The sequence below is a fragment of the Staphylococcus sp. M0911 genome (assembly GCF_003491325.1).
Taxonomy (GTDB): domain Bacteria; phylum Bacillota; class Bacilli; order Staphylococcales; family Staphylococcaceae; genus Staphylococcus; species Staphylococcus warneri_A.
The window spans coordinates 1,457,554-1,475,531 of sequence record NZ_CP022881.1; the positions used below are offsets into that span (position 1 = coordinate 1,457,554).

General features: G+C 31.4%; 13 protein-coding genes and 1 pseudogene. 5 read left to right on the plus strand and 9 right to left on the minus strand.

Annotated elements, in window-relative coordinates; genetic code table 11:
• Positions 1-98: 98 nt before the first annotated feature.
• Positions 99-1,190 carry a prephenate dehydrogenase gene (locus ssp1_RS07075; RefSeq protein ID WP_075778822.1) on the plus strand — a complete coding sequence of 364 codons (1,092 nt, stop codon included), beginning with the start codon at positions 99-101 and terminating at the stop codon, positions 1,188-1,190.
• A gap of 99 nt (positions 1,191-1,289) precedes the next feature.
• On the opposite strand, the pseudogene ssp1_RS07080 reads toward ssp1_RS07075, so the two are convergent.
• Positions 1,290-2,553, minus strand: a pseudogene (locus tag ssp1_RS07080) (Y-family DNA polymerase).
• 151 nt (positions 2,554-2,704) lie between these two features.
• Between ssp1_RS07080 and ssp1_RS07085 the strand changes: the two are divergent.
• A complete protein-coding gene (locus ssp1_RS07085; protein WP_002451325.1) occupies positions 2,705-2,890 on the plus strand; it encodes a 2-hydroxymuconate tautomerase in 186 nt (61 codons plus the stop codon).
• Between the two features lie 50 nt (positions 2,891-2,940).
• Here the strand turns inward: ssp1_RS07085 and ssp1_RS07090 are convergent, their stop codons facing one another.
• The gene (locus tag ssp1_RS07090) at positions 2,941-3,945 is read right to left on the minus strand and encodes an LCP family protein (protein ID WP_023375268.1); all 1,005 of its coding nucleotides are present in this window, start codon (positions 3,943-3,945) and stop codon (positions 2,941-2,943) included.
• Between the two features lie 136 nt (positions 3,946-4,081).
• Between ssp1_RS07090 and msrA the strand changes: the two genes are divergently transcribed.
• Positions 4,082-4,594, plus strand: a complete 513-nt coding sequence (gene msrA, locus ssp1_RS07095; protein ID WP_002451323.1) for a peptide-methionine (S)-S-oxide reductase MsrA — start codon at positions 4,082-4,084, stop codon at positions 4,592-4,594.
• Between the two features lie 78 nt (positions 4,595-4,672).
• On the opposite strand, the gene mprF is transcribed toward msrA, so the two are convergent.
• From mprF to parE, 6 genes are all read right to left on the minus strand, one after another.
• Positions 4,673-7,195 carry a bifunctional lysylphosphatidylglycerol flippase/synthetase MprF gene (mprF, locus tag ssp1_RS07100; RefSeq protein ID WP_075778824.1) on the minus strand — a complete coding sequence of 841 codons (2,523 nt, stop codon included), beginning with the start codon at positions 7,193-7,195 and terminating at the stop codon, positions 4,673-4,675.
• A 246-nt stretch (positions 7,196-7,441) separates the two neighbouring features.
• The gene (locus tag ssp1_RS07105) at positions 7,442-8,608 is read right to left on the minus strand and encodes an AI-2E family transporter (RefSeq protein ID WP_162489510.1); all 1,167 of its coding nucleotides are present in this window, start codon (positions 8,606-8,608) and stop codon (positions 7,442-7,444) included.
• A 273-nt stretch (positions 8,609-8,881) separates the two neighbouring features.
• Entirely contained in the window at positions 8,882-9,730 is an 849-nt protein-coding gene (gene glcT / locus ssp1_RS07110) for a glucose PTS transporter transcription antiterminator GlcT (protein WP_075778825.1), read from the minus strand.
• Between the two features lie 231 nt (positions 9,731-9,961).
• Positions 9,962-11,431, minus strand: a complete 1,470-nt coding sequence (gene alsT / locus ssp1_RS07115) for a glutamine transporter AlsT (protein ID WP_002451318.1) — start codon at positions 11,429-11,431, stop codon at positions 9,962-9,964.
• Positions 11,432-11,633: 202 nt separating this feature from the next.
• Positions 11,634-14,039 carry a DNA topoisomerase IV subunit A gene (parC, locus tag ssp1_RS07120; RefSeq protein WP_075778826.1) on the minus strand — a complete coding sequence of 802 codons (2,406 nt, stop codon included), beginning with the start codon at positions 14,037-14,039 and terminating at the stop codon, positions 11,634-11,636.
• Entirely contained in the window at positions 14,036-16,030 is a 1,995-nt protein-coding gene (gene parE, locus ssp1_RS07125; RefSeq protein ID WP_162886128.1) for a DNA topoisomerase IV subunit B, read from the minus strand. Before parE ends, parC begins: the two co-directional genes overlap by 4 nt.
• A 209-nt stretch (positions 16,031-16,239) precedes the next feature.
• Here parE and plsY point away from each other — a divergent pair, with 209 nt between their 5' ends.
• Positions 16,240-16,848, plus strand: a complete 609-nt coding sequence (plsY, locus tag ssp1_RS07130) for a glycerol-3-phosphate 1-O-acyltransferase PlsY (RefSeq protein WP_023375260.1) — start codon at positions 16,240-16,242, stop codon at positions 16,846-16,848.
• A gap of 237 nt (positions 16,849-17,085) precedes the next feature.
• The gene (locus tag ssp1_RS07135) at positions 17,086-17,382 is read left to right on the plus strand and encodes a HesB/YadR/YfhF family protein (protein WP_075778827.1); all 297 of its coding nucleotides are present in this window, start codon (positions 17,086-17,088) and stop codon (positions 17,380-17,382) included.
• A gap of 73 nt (positions 17,383-17,455) precedes the next feature.
• Here the strand turns inward: ssp1_RS07135 and menI are convergent, their stop codons facing one another.
• On the minus strand, positions 17,456-17,923 hold the full coding sequence (gene menI / locus ssp1_RS07140; RefSeq protein ID WP_002451313.1) for a 1,4-dihydroxy-2-naphthoyl-CoA hydrolase MenI: 468 nt from the start codon (positions 17,921-17,923) through the stop codon (positions 17,456-17,458).
• Positions 17,924-17,978 lie beyond the last annotated feature (55 nt).

A 17,978-nucleotide genomic window follows, 5' to 3' on the forward strand; every position in this document is an offset into this window, starting at 1 on the left:
TATTTATTTGTTATATACTAATCATATTCTTATTGATTCCATAAACTTACTCATTTACAATATTAGTATTCTGAAAATTCCGAAACAGGTGATTACTTATGCAAAATATTTTATTTGTAGGACTTGGTTTGATTGGTGGGAGTTTAGCAAGTAATTTAAAATACTACCATCAAGACATTCATATTACAGCTTTTGATGCTGATGAATCTCAATTAGATAAGGCTTTATCTATTGGTATCATCGATGATAAAACAACTCATTATGAGCAAGCAATTAAAAAAGCTGACATGGTTATATATGCTACACCTGTCGAACAAACTGTTCATTACTTAGAACATTTACCACAACTCAATACTAAAACCAATTTAATCGTTACAGATACAGGAAGCACTAAATCAACTATTCAAGCATTTGAAAATATGTTGTTAAAACACGATATTCATCTCATTGGTGGACACCCGATGGCTGGTAGCCATAAGTCTGGTGTACTCAATGCTAAAAAACATCTATTTGAAAATGCTTACTATATTCTTGTATTTAATCAAGATGCTAATAAGCAGGCAGCAGAAAAGATTAAAGATTTACTAAAACCTACATTAGCGAAATTTATTTTCACTGATGCTAATGAACATGATTTCGTTACAGGTATCGTTAGTCATGTTCCTCATATTGTCGCATCAAGTTTAGTTCATCTCAGTGCTAATCAAGTAGAAAAACATCGTTTAGTACAACAATTAGCTGCAGGTGGATTCCGTGACATCACACGAATTGCTAGTAGTAACGCTGAAATGTGGAAAGATATTACATTAAATAATAAAACTTTCATCCTAGATATATTACAAGATTTACAAGATCAAATTTCCTCAATTTCATCTATGATATCTTCTTCTAATTCAGAAGATATTTATAACTTTTTTGCTCATGCAAAAGATTATCGCGATCAATTACCCGCTAAACAACAAGGTGCACTTACTACTGCGTATGATCTGTATGTCGATATTCCGGATAAACCGGGTATGATTAGCAAAGTTACTCACATACTAAGTTTACATAATATTTCTATAAGCAACTTAAAAATATTAGAAGTGCGTGAAGATATTTATGGTGCGCTACAAATTAGTTTTAAAAACCCTGAAGATCGAGAACGTGGCATTCAAGCATTAGATCAATTTGATACTTATATAGAATAGCAACTTCATTTATCAACCTGAGACACCTCAATGTAATGTCTTAGGTTGTTTTTTATTTTAGTATTTGAGAAATCCTCATCGCTATCGTGGAATACATTACTACATTTTATGTCCTGCCATGAGTCCTAAACGTCCATGTTTTGTACCAGCTTCAGTATAAGATATCGCTTTAGAAACAATGCCCTTTCCGTATTTCACATGTAAATGATCAATTGTTTTGGCTAATTTTTCATCTCTCTTACGCTCGTATTCATCGATGAATAAGTTCATTTGTCTTTCGTTTTCATCTATAAATTGTGTGAGTGACACACTTAATGTACGATATAAAGCCTGTTTGTCACATAATTGATTGGCAAAATAATTCACTACTTTAAAAATATCTTTTTCTAAGTTAGTTCCTTCTTCTAATGTATACTGCTTATTTACACCACCTTCATCACTATATCCAAATGAAAAATGTATGGTGCGTGCTAATTTTTTTCGTGCTCGAACTCTACTCGCTACATCCTCAATTAACTCTTGCATCACCACTTTCGCTTCTTCAAATTCGTAGTCTCTCATCAAAATTTGACTTTTACATATGGACGGATTATTCACTTTATATTTTTCTCTCATCTTACTTTGATCAATGCCATTAGCATGAAGATGCATATCTACACCCAATATTCCAAAATCTCTTTTCAAATATTGATATGGATATTGAGCTAAATCACCTACTGTAAAAATACCTCTTTTATTTAATTTAGTTTCTGTTTTTCTATTAATTCCCCAAAAATCTCTTAACGGTTGAATAGGCCACAGCTTTTCAGGGACATGTTGATAACGCCATTCAGCTACACCATTTGCTGTATGCTTTGCTTCAATATCCATAGCCACTTTACTTAATAACATGTTTGAACCTATACCAATCGTACATCTAATACCTGTTTCTTCATGAATTTCTTTCTGTAATCTTTCGCAAAATGCTTGCACGGTTGAATTAAATCTATGATAACTATCTGTCACATCCATAAAAAATTCATCGATGCTATATTGATGTAAATCTTCAGGCGGCACATATCGCAAAGCAATCTTAGATATAGCAACTGATACGTTAAGATATTTTCTCATACTTGGATTAATGATATATATATCATTACGATGCGGTATTTCAAATAATCTTGATCCTGTCTTGACGCCTAATTCTTTAAGTTTAGGTGTCGCTGCTAACACCACCGAACCCTGTCTTTTAGTATCTGCGACTACTGCTAATTTTGTCGTTAGTGGATCTAACCCTTTCTCTATACAAGATACACTCGCAAAAAAAACTCTTCTGATCAATACAAAGTACATCTCTATCTTCTAATAAATGATAGTCATACATGATTACCCCTCCCTAATACAATTTTATTATATACGAACATGTGTTCTAGTTCAAGTATAAAAAGAACATTTGTTCTTGTTTATAAATGTGTATTTTTATTGATAATTCATGCTATACTAAAGTTGTAATAAGAATATTGGAGGAATGACATATGCCAATCGTCAACGTTAAATTATTAGAAGGTCGTTCAGATGAACAACTTAAAGATTTAGTTACAGAAGTGACAGCAGCTGTAGAAAAAACAACAGGTGCCAATAAAGAAGCAATCCATGTCGTTATTGAAGAAATGAAGAAAAGTCATTATGGTGTTGCTGGTGTTAGAAAATCAGATCAATAAATATGTAAAGAGCCTCACATTGACATCGTCAATGTGAGGCTCTTTGAGTATTACTTTTTATTATTTTTATCATCGAAAAAATCTTGAATTGCTTTTTTGTTTTTCTCTTTATCAATTTGCAAGGCACTACCATCATTATTAGTAGTAATATCTTGATATGAGTTCTTAATAGGGACTGTTAATGAATCTACATTTTTATCGCCTCGAACACCGAAACTTATTCCAGTTTGGAACATCGCAGAATCAGGCATATCTGTATTAACATATCCTCTAAGAATTCCCGCTACTTTAGGTAACTTAGCAACTGTACCAAAATTCACTAATTCAGATTTAAGTGTTTGCATCACCTGTTGTTGACGACGTACACGCCCGAAATCGCCTTCTGCATCATGACGAAATCTAGCATAACCTAATAATTCTTTACCATTTAAACGATGATGTCCTTTTTTTAATGATACACCAATATTTTCAGACATATCTTTTTCAACATCCATTGGAACACCATTAGGTTCTAACTCATCTATCATTTTTTCGAAACCAGTAAAATCAACAACTGCATAATATTCAGGATTAATACCTAAGTTTTTATTTAAGGTTTTTCTTAATAATTCTGGTCCACCTAATGAATATGCAGCATTAATTTTATATTTATCGTAGCCAGGAATATCAGCATAAATATCACGCATTACTGACATCATTTTCATTTTTTTATGAATATAGTCATATTGAACAACCATAATTGAGTCTGTACGTGATTTACCGCCCTGTGCTTTATCTGCACCTAAAACTAATACAGAAATTTTACCGTCATTTTTTACTGGTCCGTTAAATTCATGTACTTTAATATCTTTCGCATGCTTTTCCGCATACTTTACACCACTATTATAACCATGAGCAATGTATGCAATTATAACGATGAGAATAATTAAAATAAATAAAATAATAAAAGGTAATTTGCGCACTCTCTTTTTCTTTCGTCGCCTAGAAGGTGGAGTTGATGTACCTGCTTGTCGTTTATACTCAGTTTCTTCTCTGTTATCCTTCTGTTCTCTCATATTTACCTACCTTATACCTTTAAAATTACAATTCTATCATCTATAATTAATATGTATTAACGTTATAGAAAAAGTATACAAAAAGCAAGGATTTTTTTAATAAATGGTACTAAGGTCCAATGAAAGGGTGTCATAAATGAATATAAATACTGCATATTTTGCGGGTGGGTGCTTTTGGTGTATGACAAAACCTTTTGATACATTTGATGGTATAGAACAAGTAACATCAGGATATATGGGTGGAGACATAGCCAACCCTACATATGAGCAGGTTAAAAGTGGCACTACTGGACACTATGAAACTGTCAAAGTTGAATATGATGTTGCGTTATTCTCATACAATAAATTATTAGAAATCTTTTTCTCTGTCATTGATCCACTAGATGACGAAGGTCAATTTCAAGATAGAGGGTCTCAGTATCAAACAGCTATTTTTTATTCCAACGAACATCAGAAAAAATTAGCTGAAGCGTATATCGCAGCAATGCAAGATACAATCAATGCAGATAAAGCGATTGCTACTAAAATTTTGCCTGCAACAACATTTTATAAAGCTGAAGCATATCATCAAGATTTTTATAAAAAGCAACCAGAAAGATATGCCAAAGAACAACAAGACCGTGAAAATTATAAGAAAAACTCAATCTAGTATAGATTGATATTGAAGATTAACACAAAAGCGATTGACGAAACCACTCAGTTTCATCAATCGCTTTTCATTGTATATTTATTTATGACGAATAACTCTCATCACTTTAATCATTGATTGCCATAAAGATGCATTTTTTCTATAAACTAAGAACCTCGGCTCCCAATTTGGACCATATTTTTCTTTATAACGTCTTAAACCTTGGAAACGATACAAACCGTTAAAATGTTCAAAGACTCTACCAGCTAGTCGTTCTCTAAGATATGAGTAATGCAATTGACCAACATTAGAAAGTGTTGCCATCCCCATATTAAATGAACGATAACCCTTTTCTTTCCCCCATGAAAGCATGTGTAAATATAGACCATCCATTAACGGTAAGTCTAATTCAGGTAACCAACGAATTAAATCAACTGAAATTGCATCATTAAAGTATGTTGGCATGAGTGTACAAAACGCAATGATTTTCCCTTCTTCATTACGCATAATACCAATTGGTGCTTTAGACAAATATGCTTCACTAAATTGACCTACTGAAAAATGCATTTCATTTCTGCCATCTAACCATTGATCACTCACATGTTGTAATGTTTCAATCATTTCTTTAGAAAATGGAGGTTCAATAACTTCAAATTTAATATTTAAATCATCAAACTTATTTAAAGTAGCTCTAAATCCACGACGTTTTTTACCTGAAGTCGTAAACGTTGTTAAATCAATAATTGCTTCTTCTCCTAATTTAAAAAATTGATTTCCAAAATTATGATAAAGTGGCATGAATCGATCGCTTACTTGATAAAAGATAATATCATAACCATAGTATTCTGCATATTCATAAAATGCTTCTAATAGAGATTCAAAGGATGAAACATCTCCAACTGGATCCCCTAAAACAACTAATGCATTAGATTTATATCGATACATTAAAAAGGCAGACTCATTATCATGAACAAAATAATCTTTATCTCCACTATAGATAAGATGTGTTAAATAATTACCACCATGTTCATGAATAATTTGTTCACAAATAGTTAAATCTTTATTTTGATTTGATTTGGCATAATGATAATCAAATAACCATGCAATTGACGCCACAATTAATGTAATTAAAGCTATTGTTATCCAGAAATAATATCTTAAAACTGTGGTATCAACTTCAAGATTATACACATCTAATGCATATAACGTGCTAGAGATTATAATATGATTGATATAAAGTACAATCAAACTGATGATTACTATTACAAATACGTTTTTTAGTCGCAATGGTCGTTTTAAAACTTTGGCACGTCGATAAGCAATAATTAGTAACACAAAAATTACTATTAACCATGTCAAAAGTAAGAAAGAAGCATAAGTATATATCGTTGCAGCAAAAATTAATACAACTGAAATAATAGCAAAAATAATAGCACGTCGGCTTTGTTTAAATATGCCTTTAACATTTAACATTAATAATAGACAAGCACTAGTATGAACAGACAATGTTATATAATACACGAAGTGGTTATCATCATATAATCCATCATAAATAATAGTTAAATTATTAATGAAGAATATCACACTCGTTAAAAACACTAAAATTGCTAATGAAAATGATGGAATTTTAGATAAAATATCCTTTTGATATGACATTAAGAATGATGTGACATCTTTTGCAGGTACAAAATATTTAGAGCCTTCGATGTATTTCTTAGCAGTGTTACCAAATTCAAATGAAGATAATACTAATGCAATAGCTACTGGTACAAAGTAATATGCGAAACGATAAAGTAATAACGCTAATAAAATATTCTCCTCATTTATACCAAGTGATTTAAATCCGAGTAACACGACTAAATCAAATGCACCAAAGCCCCCAGGAATGAAACTTACTAGTCCTGACAAAGCTGCAATAATAAAGACTCCGATAAAATTCATAAATGAAATATCAATACCCACGATTAGTGCTGAGAAATAGAGAACTACAGCCGCCGCCATCCACTCTATGCATGACACTAAAGTACAATAAACACCCATAAATCGATTATTTTTATCTGCGGGTTTCATAATAGTGTAAATAATAAATATTGGTAAAAATAAAGCAACAATATATAAAATCCAACGAACCCATGAAATTCGATCTAACATGTCAGATGCATTAAAAACATGAAAAACGACTAAAATCGATAATAAGCTAAGGCCTGTTAACATTGAAATGAGAATAATAGATATGTAATGTACGAGTTTCTTATTATCTTCAGTATAATTTTTATAAACAAATGCTCTTAACCCAGCACCGATAAATCCACCGAATCCGACAATAGCATTTAAAGCATTAATAATATAACTCACTCTAAAAACTTTCGTGAAAGACATATCTAATTTTAAAGATTTGACAAGAATAATATCGTATAAAGATAAAATTAATAACGATGCTCCCCCACCGGCAAATAATAATACTAACCACAAACGATTGATTTTGCCAAATTGCATCAATGTATCTTTAAAATTAATGGTTGATAATTCTCGATATAATGTGAATACTACAAATATAAATAGAGCTGCAGCAAACACAAATTTTAAAATAGATAATAATTTACTTTTATTTTCTTGGGTCATTTTTTCACTTCGATTCTAATTAATTCTTCTATATAGCAAAAATATATCATAAGCATATGATAATTAGAATATAAATAACTCTAATTATACATAACATTATTGTCATATCTTATGTTAGCTAAAGTCACTACAATAAAACATTTTACTTTAATAAAAAAGGATATCTTAGAAATTAGTAAGCTAAGAACAATATTAAATGCCCTACTTGTTCTCACATTCATTTCTAAAGATATCCTTGTATCATAACTACTCAGAGTAGTCTTGATCTTTATTCAATTGATATTCCCCAGCATCTTCTCCATAGTAACGATTATATCTACGTTTGAATAATAGGAAGACATGAGAAACTAAAACTTTTAATACTGCATATCCAGGTATACCTAAAATAACACCTACAATACCTAACAGGTTACCTGCACATAATAAAATAAAGATAATTGTTAGAGGATGTATTTTTAAAGTTTTACCCATAATATTTGGCGAAATGAAGTGTCCTTCAAAGAACTGAACTAATGTCCAAACAATTGCCAATTTAAGTACCATTAATGGAGATGTAATAATAGCAATAATAATCGCTGGTGATATCGCAATTGTAGGACCTAAATATGGTACTACACTCGTTACAGCTGCGATACATGCAAGAATTAAACTATATTTTAATCCAATAATTGAATAACCGATAAATAATAATACACCTATACAGAATGAGACAATAATTTGTCCTTGAATATATGAACCTACTTGAACACTCATTTTTTCAAGCAAGTCATGAAAATCTTTTCTGAATTTTGGTGGCATAATATTAGTCGTAAAATCTTTGAACTTATGACCATCTTTTAACATAAAGAATAATACAAATGGCGTTGTTACAATAACTACACCAACATTAGCAACAGCTTCTGCAAAAGTTGCTAGTTTTGAACCAAAACCATCAAAATAATCTGATAACATTGTAGGTATTTTCTTCGTTAATGAATTAAGTTGGTCGTTGATTTGACTATAATAGCCAGCAAAAATTGAATTACTAGTTAATTTATTGATTGTATTCGTAAATTTTTTGAAATATTGAGGCGAATTATTAATAAAACTTCCTAATTGTGAGCCAATAACCGGAATTAATAAATTAACAATTAATGCTATAATTCCCACAATCGCAATATAAATAATCATAATACCCACTAATCGTGGTATACGATAACGTTCCATCAAATTCACAAGTGGATTAAACAAATAAAATATAATCAATGAAACAATAATAGGTGCAGCAATCGTATTAAATATAATAATAAACGGCTCAAACACATATGAAACTTTATCAAATATAAATATTACAATACCTAAAAGTACAAGTGCTAATAAGCCATAAATTAAATCATTGCCGCCTAAAAATCGCATAAATCTTGTTTCAGACATACTGAAATTAGTTTTAAACTTTCCAGATGCCTTATTTTCTGTAGTCTTATTTTCATTCGACATTTGACATCACCATACCTTCAAGTTACCTCTCTTTATTCAATTCATAAAACAATTAAGATGATTAAAATAACTAACACTTATCATAACATAATTCATACAACTAAGGCGTATAAAAAATTAAATAAAATAAATATAACTGGTTTCAATCATTGCATAGTTAATACTGCATCAATTTAATGTATAGAACTATTAAAATACAACTAAGTATGATTAATCACGATTGATTTGCCCTTCAAAATGGTGAATGTGTAATGTTAAATAAATCACTTCAGCTTCATTAATTGTAATATCGAATTCCATTTGAATCATTTTTAAAATTTTAAAAGCTGTGGAATAGCATTGTGGGTAATGCTTTTTAATCATTTCAATAAAATCATTTTGTGCATGAATCGCTTCATTCTGTTTCAAACGACGAATAAGGAACTGAACATGTCTAATAAAACGTTGATATTGTATTGAGGATTGATCAACTTGATGATTTAAATCAGATTCAATGATTGTAATACTCTTATTAATTAATTGATTGATTAACGACATTTCTCGCATGGATAATTCTTCTGAATTAGAAGCAATATGTAATGCGATAAATCCAATTTCATCTTCTGGAAATTGAACATCTAATTGTTGATTGAGTCTTTCTATTACTTTGGCTGCTAATTGATATGCATCACTATATAAATATTTAGTCTCCATAGCAAACGGATTACTAATGAGTTGATTTTGTTTTAAACGTTTATACGCAAAAATAATATGATCAGTTAAGGCAACGACTAGATTTTTATCATCAATATCTAAAGTCGCGTTTGTGATTAAATTGACTGATTCTATGACTGCTTGCAGTACATGGTCATCCGCCATTTCAACCAATGTCTTATAATGCTCTTTATGTTTATCTTGATCAAGCTTATACACTTTTTCAATGGAAGCTGATTCATCTAAAATCAAACCTTGCTTTTTATTAAAGCCAATACCTTTTCCAATGAGTACAACTTCCTGATCTTTATTCGTGCATATGATAACGTTATTATTGAGAATTTTACTTATTTTGTATTTCCCCATCATTATCACCTTTCCTGCTCCATTATTAAAATTATAAAGCTAAATGATATAAATGAAAAGAAAATACATTTTTAAATCTTTTTATTTATAAAACTCGATTTTACTATTATCAAAGTACTTTAATTTCTAGTTACAAAAATTATCCTGCACAATACTAAAGAGTTCATAATCAATAACTTATGTTTTAATAAAAAAATCCTGAGACATTGAAATACGTCTCAGGATTTATCATTACTTATTATTTTTATTTGCTTTATTTGTTGCATTGATACCCCAAGATTCAATTCCAAATAAGTTGATCTCAAGGTTTTCTGGTTTGAACACAGGATTTTTACCTGCTTTACGTTGCATTTGATAATCTTTCATTACTGCAAAAGCAATATTAGAAAGACCAATAATAGAAACAATATTAACAATTGCCATTAGTCCCATAAATAAGTCTGCTGTACTCCATACTGTTTCAGTTTTAGCAACTGCACCAATGAATACAAGTACGACTACAAGACATCTAAAAATGAAAATAATTGTCTTATTATTTGAAAGGTATTCTATATTAGATTGTCCATAATAGTAGTTACCTACTACTGAAGAAAAGGCAAATAGTGTAATTGCAACGGTTAAGAAAATACCACCTGCTGAACCTAAATGTTCATTTAAAGCAGATTGTGTAACTGCCACACCTTGAGGTGCATTTTCTCCAAATTTTAATCCAGAATATAATAAAATCATGATTGCTGTAGCTGTACATACAAGCATAGTATCAAAGAATACACCTAATGATTGAATTAAACCTTGTTTAACTGGATGAGGTACGGCAGCTGTTGCTGCTGCGTTTGGTGCAGAACCCATACCTGCTTCATTTGAGAATAAACCACGTTTAATACCCTGTAATATAGCAGCACCTACAGCACCACCAGTTACTTGTTCAAAACCAAAAGCACTTTTGATAATAGTACCAATCATTGGAACGATTTGATCTAAGTTTAATAGTAAAATGATTAAAACCATACCAATGTATATGATCGCCATAATAGGAACGATTAATGATGATAATGTCGCAATACTTCGAACACCACCAAAAATAATGATAGCTGTAATGACAGCTAGTACAATTCCTGTAATAACTGGGCTAATATGATACTGAGTATTTAATGATTCAGCAATCGTATTTGATTGAACTGTATTAAACACAAATGCGAAGGTAACTGTGATTAGAATCGCAAATACAATACCTAGCCATTTTTGGTTTAATCCTTTAGTTATGTAATATGCTGGTCCGCCTCGGAACCCACCATCTTTATCATGTACTTTATAAATCTGTGCTAATGTTGCTTCCATAAATGCACTTGCTGCACCTATAAATGCAATAATCCACATCCAAAATACTGCACCAGGGCCACCTAATACAATTGCTGTTGCTACACCAGCAATGTTTCCTGTACCAACCCTTGAACCTGCACTAATTGCAAATGCTTGGAAAGGCGAAATACCTTTTTCGCCACTTTCTAATGTTTCAGGTTTCTCAACTAATGCTCTAAACATTTCAGGTAACATGCGAAGTTGCACAAATTTAGAACTGATAGTAAAGAAGAAACCAGCTGTAAGTAACAATCCAATTAGATATTGAGACCAAATTAAATCATTCCCTACTTGGACAAAATCTTTAAACCAACCAGGAATTAAACTATCAAAATCTTTCAAATAAATCCCTCTCATCTATAAATAAAATTCATATCTTAAAAATTCAAGAGATTCATATTATCATATAGCAATCTAATTAAATAATGATTCAAAGTATCAATACTTAACACTAGATTGTTCAATTTAATATAAACCTCTTGAACGCTTTAATTGTTATTATTATATTTTATTCTATCATCTTATTCATGTATTGCATATACTTTTATTGTAAGTACATACCTTTAACTTCACCAAAATCATCAATATCTACAATAAACGAACCGTTCGTATATTGTTCAGATTTGTGAATTGACGCAATTTCGCCACTCTCTTGATTGTTATCTGAGTATAATGTATATGTCGTATGATTAGCGCAGACAACATCAGCAGCTACAATTCGATGCGGCGCCTTTTTCAATTCTTTAAGTAAAGTTATACCTCTTTGTGCACGTTTAGCTTCTTGTAATACTTTGAATCCAATATGCTTAATTGCACCACGTTGAGTAGCCATCATCACTGATTCTGAGTGGTTAATCATTTGAGTCATTACTACGAAATCTTCATCTTTTAAATTAATAGATTTAACACCAGCAGCACGAAGACCTGTATCAGATAGTTCATTTGTAGAATAAGTTAGTGACATACCTTTGTGCGTAACCACTGTAATCAATTGATCTGATTCTACTCGCATGATGTTAATCACTTCATCTTGTTCTTTTACTTTCATAGCAATTAATGGCTTGTTATAGCGTGTTGTTTTAAACTGCGGAACGCTACTTTTCTTAATCATGCCATTGCGCGTAGCCATAATATAAAAGGCTTCGCGTTGGTTAAAGTCTTTCTCATTAAACACATCAATCACTTGTTCATCTTCATCAATAGAAACAATTTGTGACACATGTTGTCCTAACTCTTTCCATCTAATTTCAGCTAATTTATGAACAGGAATGAATAAATATCTACCCTTATTTGTAAACACGAGTGCAGTATCCTGGGTATTTACATCAAGATACTTTAATAAGCTGTCCCCGTCTTTTAAGCCTACTTCAGAAACGCCACTTGCGTTAAAACTTCGTGTGGACGTACGTTTAATATAACCATGTCTTGTCAAGCTCAATACTACTTCTTCACTTGGTACCATAACTTCTTTATCAATTTTAATTTCAGAAATTTCCGCTTCAATTGTAGAAAGACGATCTGTTTTAAATTTCTTTCTAATTTCAGTCAATTCATTTTTAATCACATTTAATAATGCATCGTGATCATCTAAGATATGACGTAAATCTTTGATTAAATTCGATAATTCATCATGCTCTTGTTCTAAAGCAACAATATCGGTATTTGTTAAACGATAAAGTTGTAACATCACAATCGCTTCTGCTTGAGCTTCAGTAAAGTCAAATTCAGCCACCAAGTTATCTTTAGCATCTTTTTTATTTTTAGAATTACGAATAAGTGCAATGACTTCATCCAATATTGACAATGCTTTCATTAAACCTTCAACAATATGCATGCGTTTTTCAGCATGTTCTAAATCAAATTTAGTTCTATTCGCGACGACTTCAATTTGATGATTGATATAACTATCAATAATTTGTTTAATACCCATTAATTTTGGTCGGCCGTCACTAATTGCTACCATATTAAAGTTGTAAGATATTTGTAAGTCAGAATTTTTATATAAGAAATTTTTGATTGCTTCGCTATTAACATCTTTTTTAAGTTCTATAGCAATACGTAAGCCAGTTCTATCCGTTTCATCTCGAACTTCAACAATACCGTCAACTTTCTTATCCGCACGTAATTCATCAATACGTTTAACTAGACTACTTTTATTCACTTCGTACGGAATTTCAGTCACAATCAATTCTTTACGTCCATTGCGTAGTTCTTCTTCGTCTACTTTTGAACGTACCACAATCTTACCTTTACCTGATTCATATGCCTTTTTGATACCATCTAGACCTTGAATAATGCCTCCAGTTGGAAAATCAGGTCCTTTCATGTATTTCATTAATTGGCTCACAGTAATATCAGGATTATCAATATATTTTAAAGTCGCTTGAATAACCTCACCAAGATTATGTGGTGGAATATCAGTTGCATAACCTGCTGAAATACCAGTAGAGCCATTAATTAATAAATTAGGGAATCTAGCAGGTAATACCATAGGCTCTAATGTTGTATCATCATAGTTTGGAATAAATGACACGGTTTCTTTATTGATATCTCTTAACAGTTCTTCAGATAATTGACTTAGCTTAGCTTCTGTATAACGCATCGCTGCTGGTGGGTCATTATCAATACTACCATTGTTACCATGCATTTCAATTAAGACATGTCGTAACTTCCAATCTTGACTTAAGCGCACCATGGCATCATATACTGAAGAGTCACCATGAGGATGATACTGACCAATGACATCCCCGACAGTTTTAGCACTTTTACGGAAATTTTTGTCGAATGTATTACCACTTGAATACATCGCGTATAGAATACGACGCTGTACTGGTTTAAGCCCGTCACGAACATCTGGTAATGCTCTCTCTTGGATAATATATTTACTATATCGTCCAAAACGGTCACCTATTACATCTTCAAGTGATAAATCTTGAATTATCTCACTCAATTCGTTTCATCCTCCTCATAGGTTTCATTTTCCAAAATTTGAACTTCAGCATTATCTAAAATACTTAAATCTTCTTGCATACCAAATTCAACATGATTTTCAATCCATTCTCTACGTGGAGCTACTTTATCTCCCATTAACGTTGTTACACGTTTTGAAGAGCGTACTTCATCTTCAACTTGAACTCGAATCAACGTACGTGTATCTGGATTCATTGTTGTTTCCCATAATTGTTCAGGGTTCATTTCACCTAAACCTTTGTAACGTTGTAATGAGAATCCTTTACCAAGTTGCTTTTGTAATTTATCTAATTCATCATCTGTCCAAGCATATTCTACTTTCTTAGATTTACCTTTACCTTTTTCTAATTTATAAAGTGGAGGTAATGCTATAAAGACTCGACCTGCTTGTACTAAAGGTTTCATATATTTGAAGAAGAACGTTAATAATAACACTTGAATATGGGCACCATCTGTATCAGCATCGGTCATAATGATAATTCGACTATAATTACTATCTTCAATTTTAAATTCATTACCAACACCTGCACCAATGGTATGAATAATCGTGTTGATCTCTTCATTTTTAAAGATATCTTCTAATCTAGCTTTTTCAGTATTAATGACTTTACCTCTTAATGGGAGTATCGCTTGAAATTTACGATCACGACCAAGTTTAGCCGAACCACCAGCAGAGTCACCCTCTACTAAATAAAGTTCATTTTTCTCTGTATTTTTACTTTGAGCAGGAGTTAATTTACCTGATAATAAAGTATCTTTTCGTTTGTTCTTTTTACCAGAACGTGCATCTTCACGTGCTTTACGTGCAGCTTCTCTAGCTTGTTGTGCTTTAATCGCTTTCTTCACAAGCGATTTAGACAATTGTCCTTTTTCTTCAAGATAAAATGGTAATTTTTCAGAAACAACTGAATCTACAGCACTTCTAGCTTCTGATGTACCTAATTTAGATTTAGTTTGTCCTTCGAATTGTAATAACTCTTCAGGAATTCTTACAGAAACGATAGCTGTTAATCCTTCACGTATATCATTTCCATCTAAATTTTTATCTTTTTCTTTTAATTCATTGATACGTCTCGCATAATCGTTAAATACACGAGTCATAGCTGTTTTAAATCCAACTTCATGTGTACCGCCATCTTTAGTACGCACATTATTTACGAAACTTAAAATACTTTCAGAATATTGATCGTTATATTGGAAAGCCACATCAACTTCGATGCCATTAGTAGTACCTGTAAAAGTTGTAACCTCATGAAGGACTTCTTTACCTTCATTGACATAACTTACAAATTCTTTAATACCTTCTTCGTAATGATAATATTCTTCTCTTTCTTTACCACGACGTAAATCAATTAATTTAATTTTTAAGTTTTTTAATAAGAATGCAGATTCTTGTAAACGCTCACTTAGAACATCAAAATTAAATGATGTTGTGGCTTTGAAAATTTCAGGATCTGGTTTAAACGTTACTTTTGTACCCGTTTTCTTTGTTTTTCCTTCTTTGAGTAACCCTGTCGCAGGCACACCACCATCTTTAAAACTCTGTTTATAAATATTACCGTCTCTATGAATTTCAACTTCTAACCATTCACTTAGTGCATTAACTACCGACGCACCAACACCGTGTAGTCCACCAGATGTTTTATATCCACCTTGGCCAAATTTGCCTCCAGCATGTAATATGGTAAAGATAACCTGAACAGTTGGTTTACCTGAAGCGTGAATACCTGTTGGCATCCCACGACCATTATCTTCTATTGAAATACTATCATCTTGGTTTAGGATAACTGTTATTTCATCCCCGTAACCATTTAATACTTCATCGACGGAGTTATCGACAACTTCATATACTAGATGATGCAATCCACGTTTATCAGTTGATCCTATATACATCCCCGGTCTTTTTCTAACAGCTTCAAGACCTTCTAAAACCTGTATAGAATCATCTGAATAATGATTTTGTTTATTCATTGCCAATGATTTCGCCCTCCTACAAACGTACGTTCGTTTTTAAAACTATACAATAGTTATTCTTATATAAATCTGTATAAATTGCAAGTATCATCTTGATAATTCAGTTTATTTTAATGATTATTCATTTTTAAATTATCAATTTTTATTGTTCTAAAATAAGGGGTATATGGTAAAATAGTGCTAAGTTACTAAAGGATGTGTATTTTATGATGATCGTCGTCATGTTAATACTAAGTTATCTTATTGGTGCTTTTCCAAGTGGTTTGGTTATTGGAAAGCTATTCTTTAAGAAAGATATAAGACAATTTGGTAGTGGCAATACTGGAGCAACAAATAGTTTTAGGGTATTAGGTAGACCAGCAGGATTTGTGGTAACCTTCTTAGATATATTTAAAGGGTTTATCACTGTATTCTTCCCTATTTGGTTACCAGTACATGCTGATGGACCTATAAGTACATTCTTTACCAACGGACTAATTGTAGGTTTATTTGCAATACTTGGCCATGTATATCCTATATATTTAAAATTTAAAGGTGGTAAAGCAGTTGCTACGAGTGCTGGGGTAGTTTTAGGAGTCAATCCCATTTTATTATTAATTTTAGCTGCAATTTTCTTTTTAGTGCTAAAAACATTTAAATACGTGTCCTTATCAAGTATCGTAGCAGCCATTTGTTGTGTGATAGGTTCACTCATTATACAGGACTACATTTTACTTGCAGTCAGTGGAATTGTTTCTATAATTTTAATTATACGCCACAAAACAAATATTGTCCGTATCTTTAAAGGTGAAGAACCTAAGATAACATGGATGTAAATTAAATAAACAAAGTTATGAGCGCTTAGTTAGGTATTTGTTAAATAGATATCTTACTAAGCGCTTTTCTATATTGTAATCAATTGTACACAGATGATTTTATATTTTTGTAAGTATTACGTTTTAAATATAGTGTTTAAAAATATATTAGAATGATAGGCTATGCTATAATTCTAATATCACTAAAATTGACAATCCATCTAGTAAAATATAGAGATTTAATATGGAGGAGATTAAATGAAAATTGAACTTACAGATCAAGCAGTTCAATGGTTTAAAGATGAATTTGACTTACCTGAAGATAATCAAGTATTACATTTCTTCGTACGTTATGGTGGCGAATTTCAATTAAAACAAGGATTCAGCCCAGCATTTAATGTTGAAAACAAATCTGATGTTGCGGTTGCTTACGAAGAAGATTATAACGGTTTAACGATTGTTATATCTGAAAAAGATTTATGGTACTTTGAAGATGATCATATTGTTGTAGATACAGTTGATCATGAAGATGAAATTTCATATACAAAGAAATAGAAATATTATATAGCCCTAGAATGCATTTATAAAGCACTCTAGGGCTATGTTTAATATGTCTTATTAGTTTAAATTATAAATGATCAATACCATTAGTGACTTCCTCGTTGATGCCTTCTTTATTTAAACCTTCAACTTTACTATATGTTTCATGCCAATCTGCAAAATAACGATCTAATCTAATCGGTCTAAATGTATCAGCTTTCATACAAATTAACTCAGTATAACCTGTAGTTGCAAGTTCGCCCTGTTCATTAAAAATTTCATATCTATATACAGAACGCAATCTAGAGTATTTTTCAACCCAAGTTTTAATGGTAACTTTTTCAGGATAAAAAATTGATTTTTTATATTTGATATTTAAGTCTGTAACTGGAGAAATGATCCCTTGCTTTTCCATATCAGCATAGCTAAATCCTAGTTTTCTAATGTAATCTGTACGAGCTACTTCAAACCATGTTGCATAATTACCATGATAAATCACGCCCATTTTATCTGTCTCTTGATATCTTGGTTCAATTTCAGTCAAACTATAAATCATTTAAGTCCAATCCTTCCTTAACTATTAACATTACATATATAGTTTAGCATAAAAA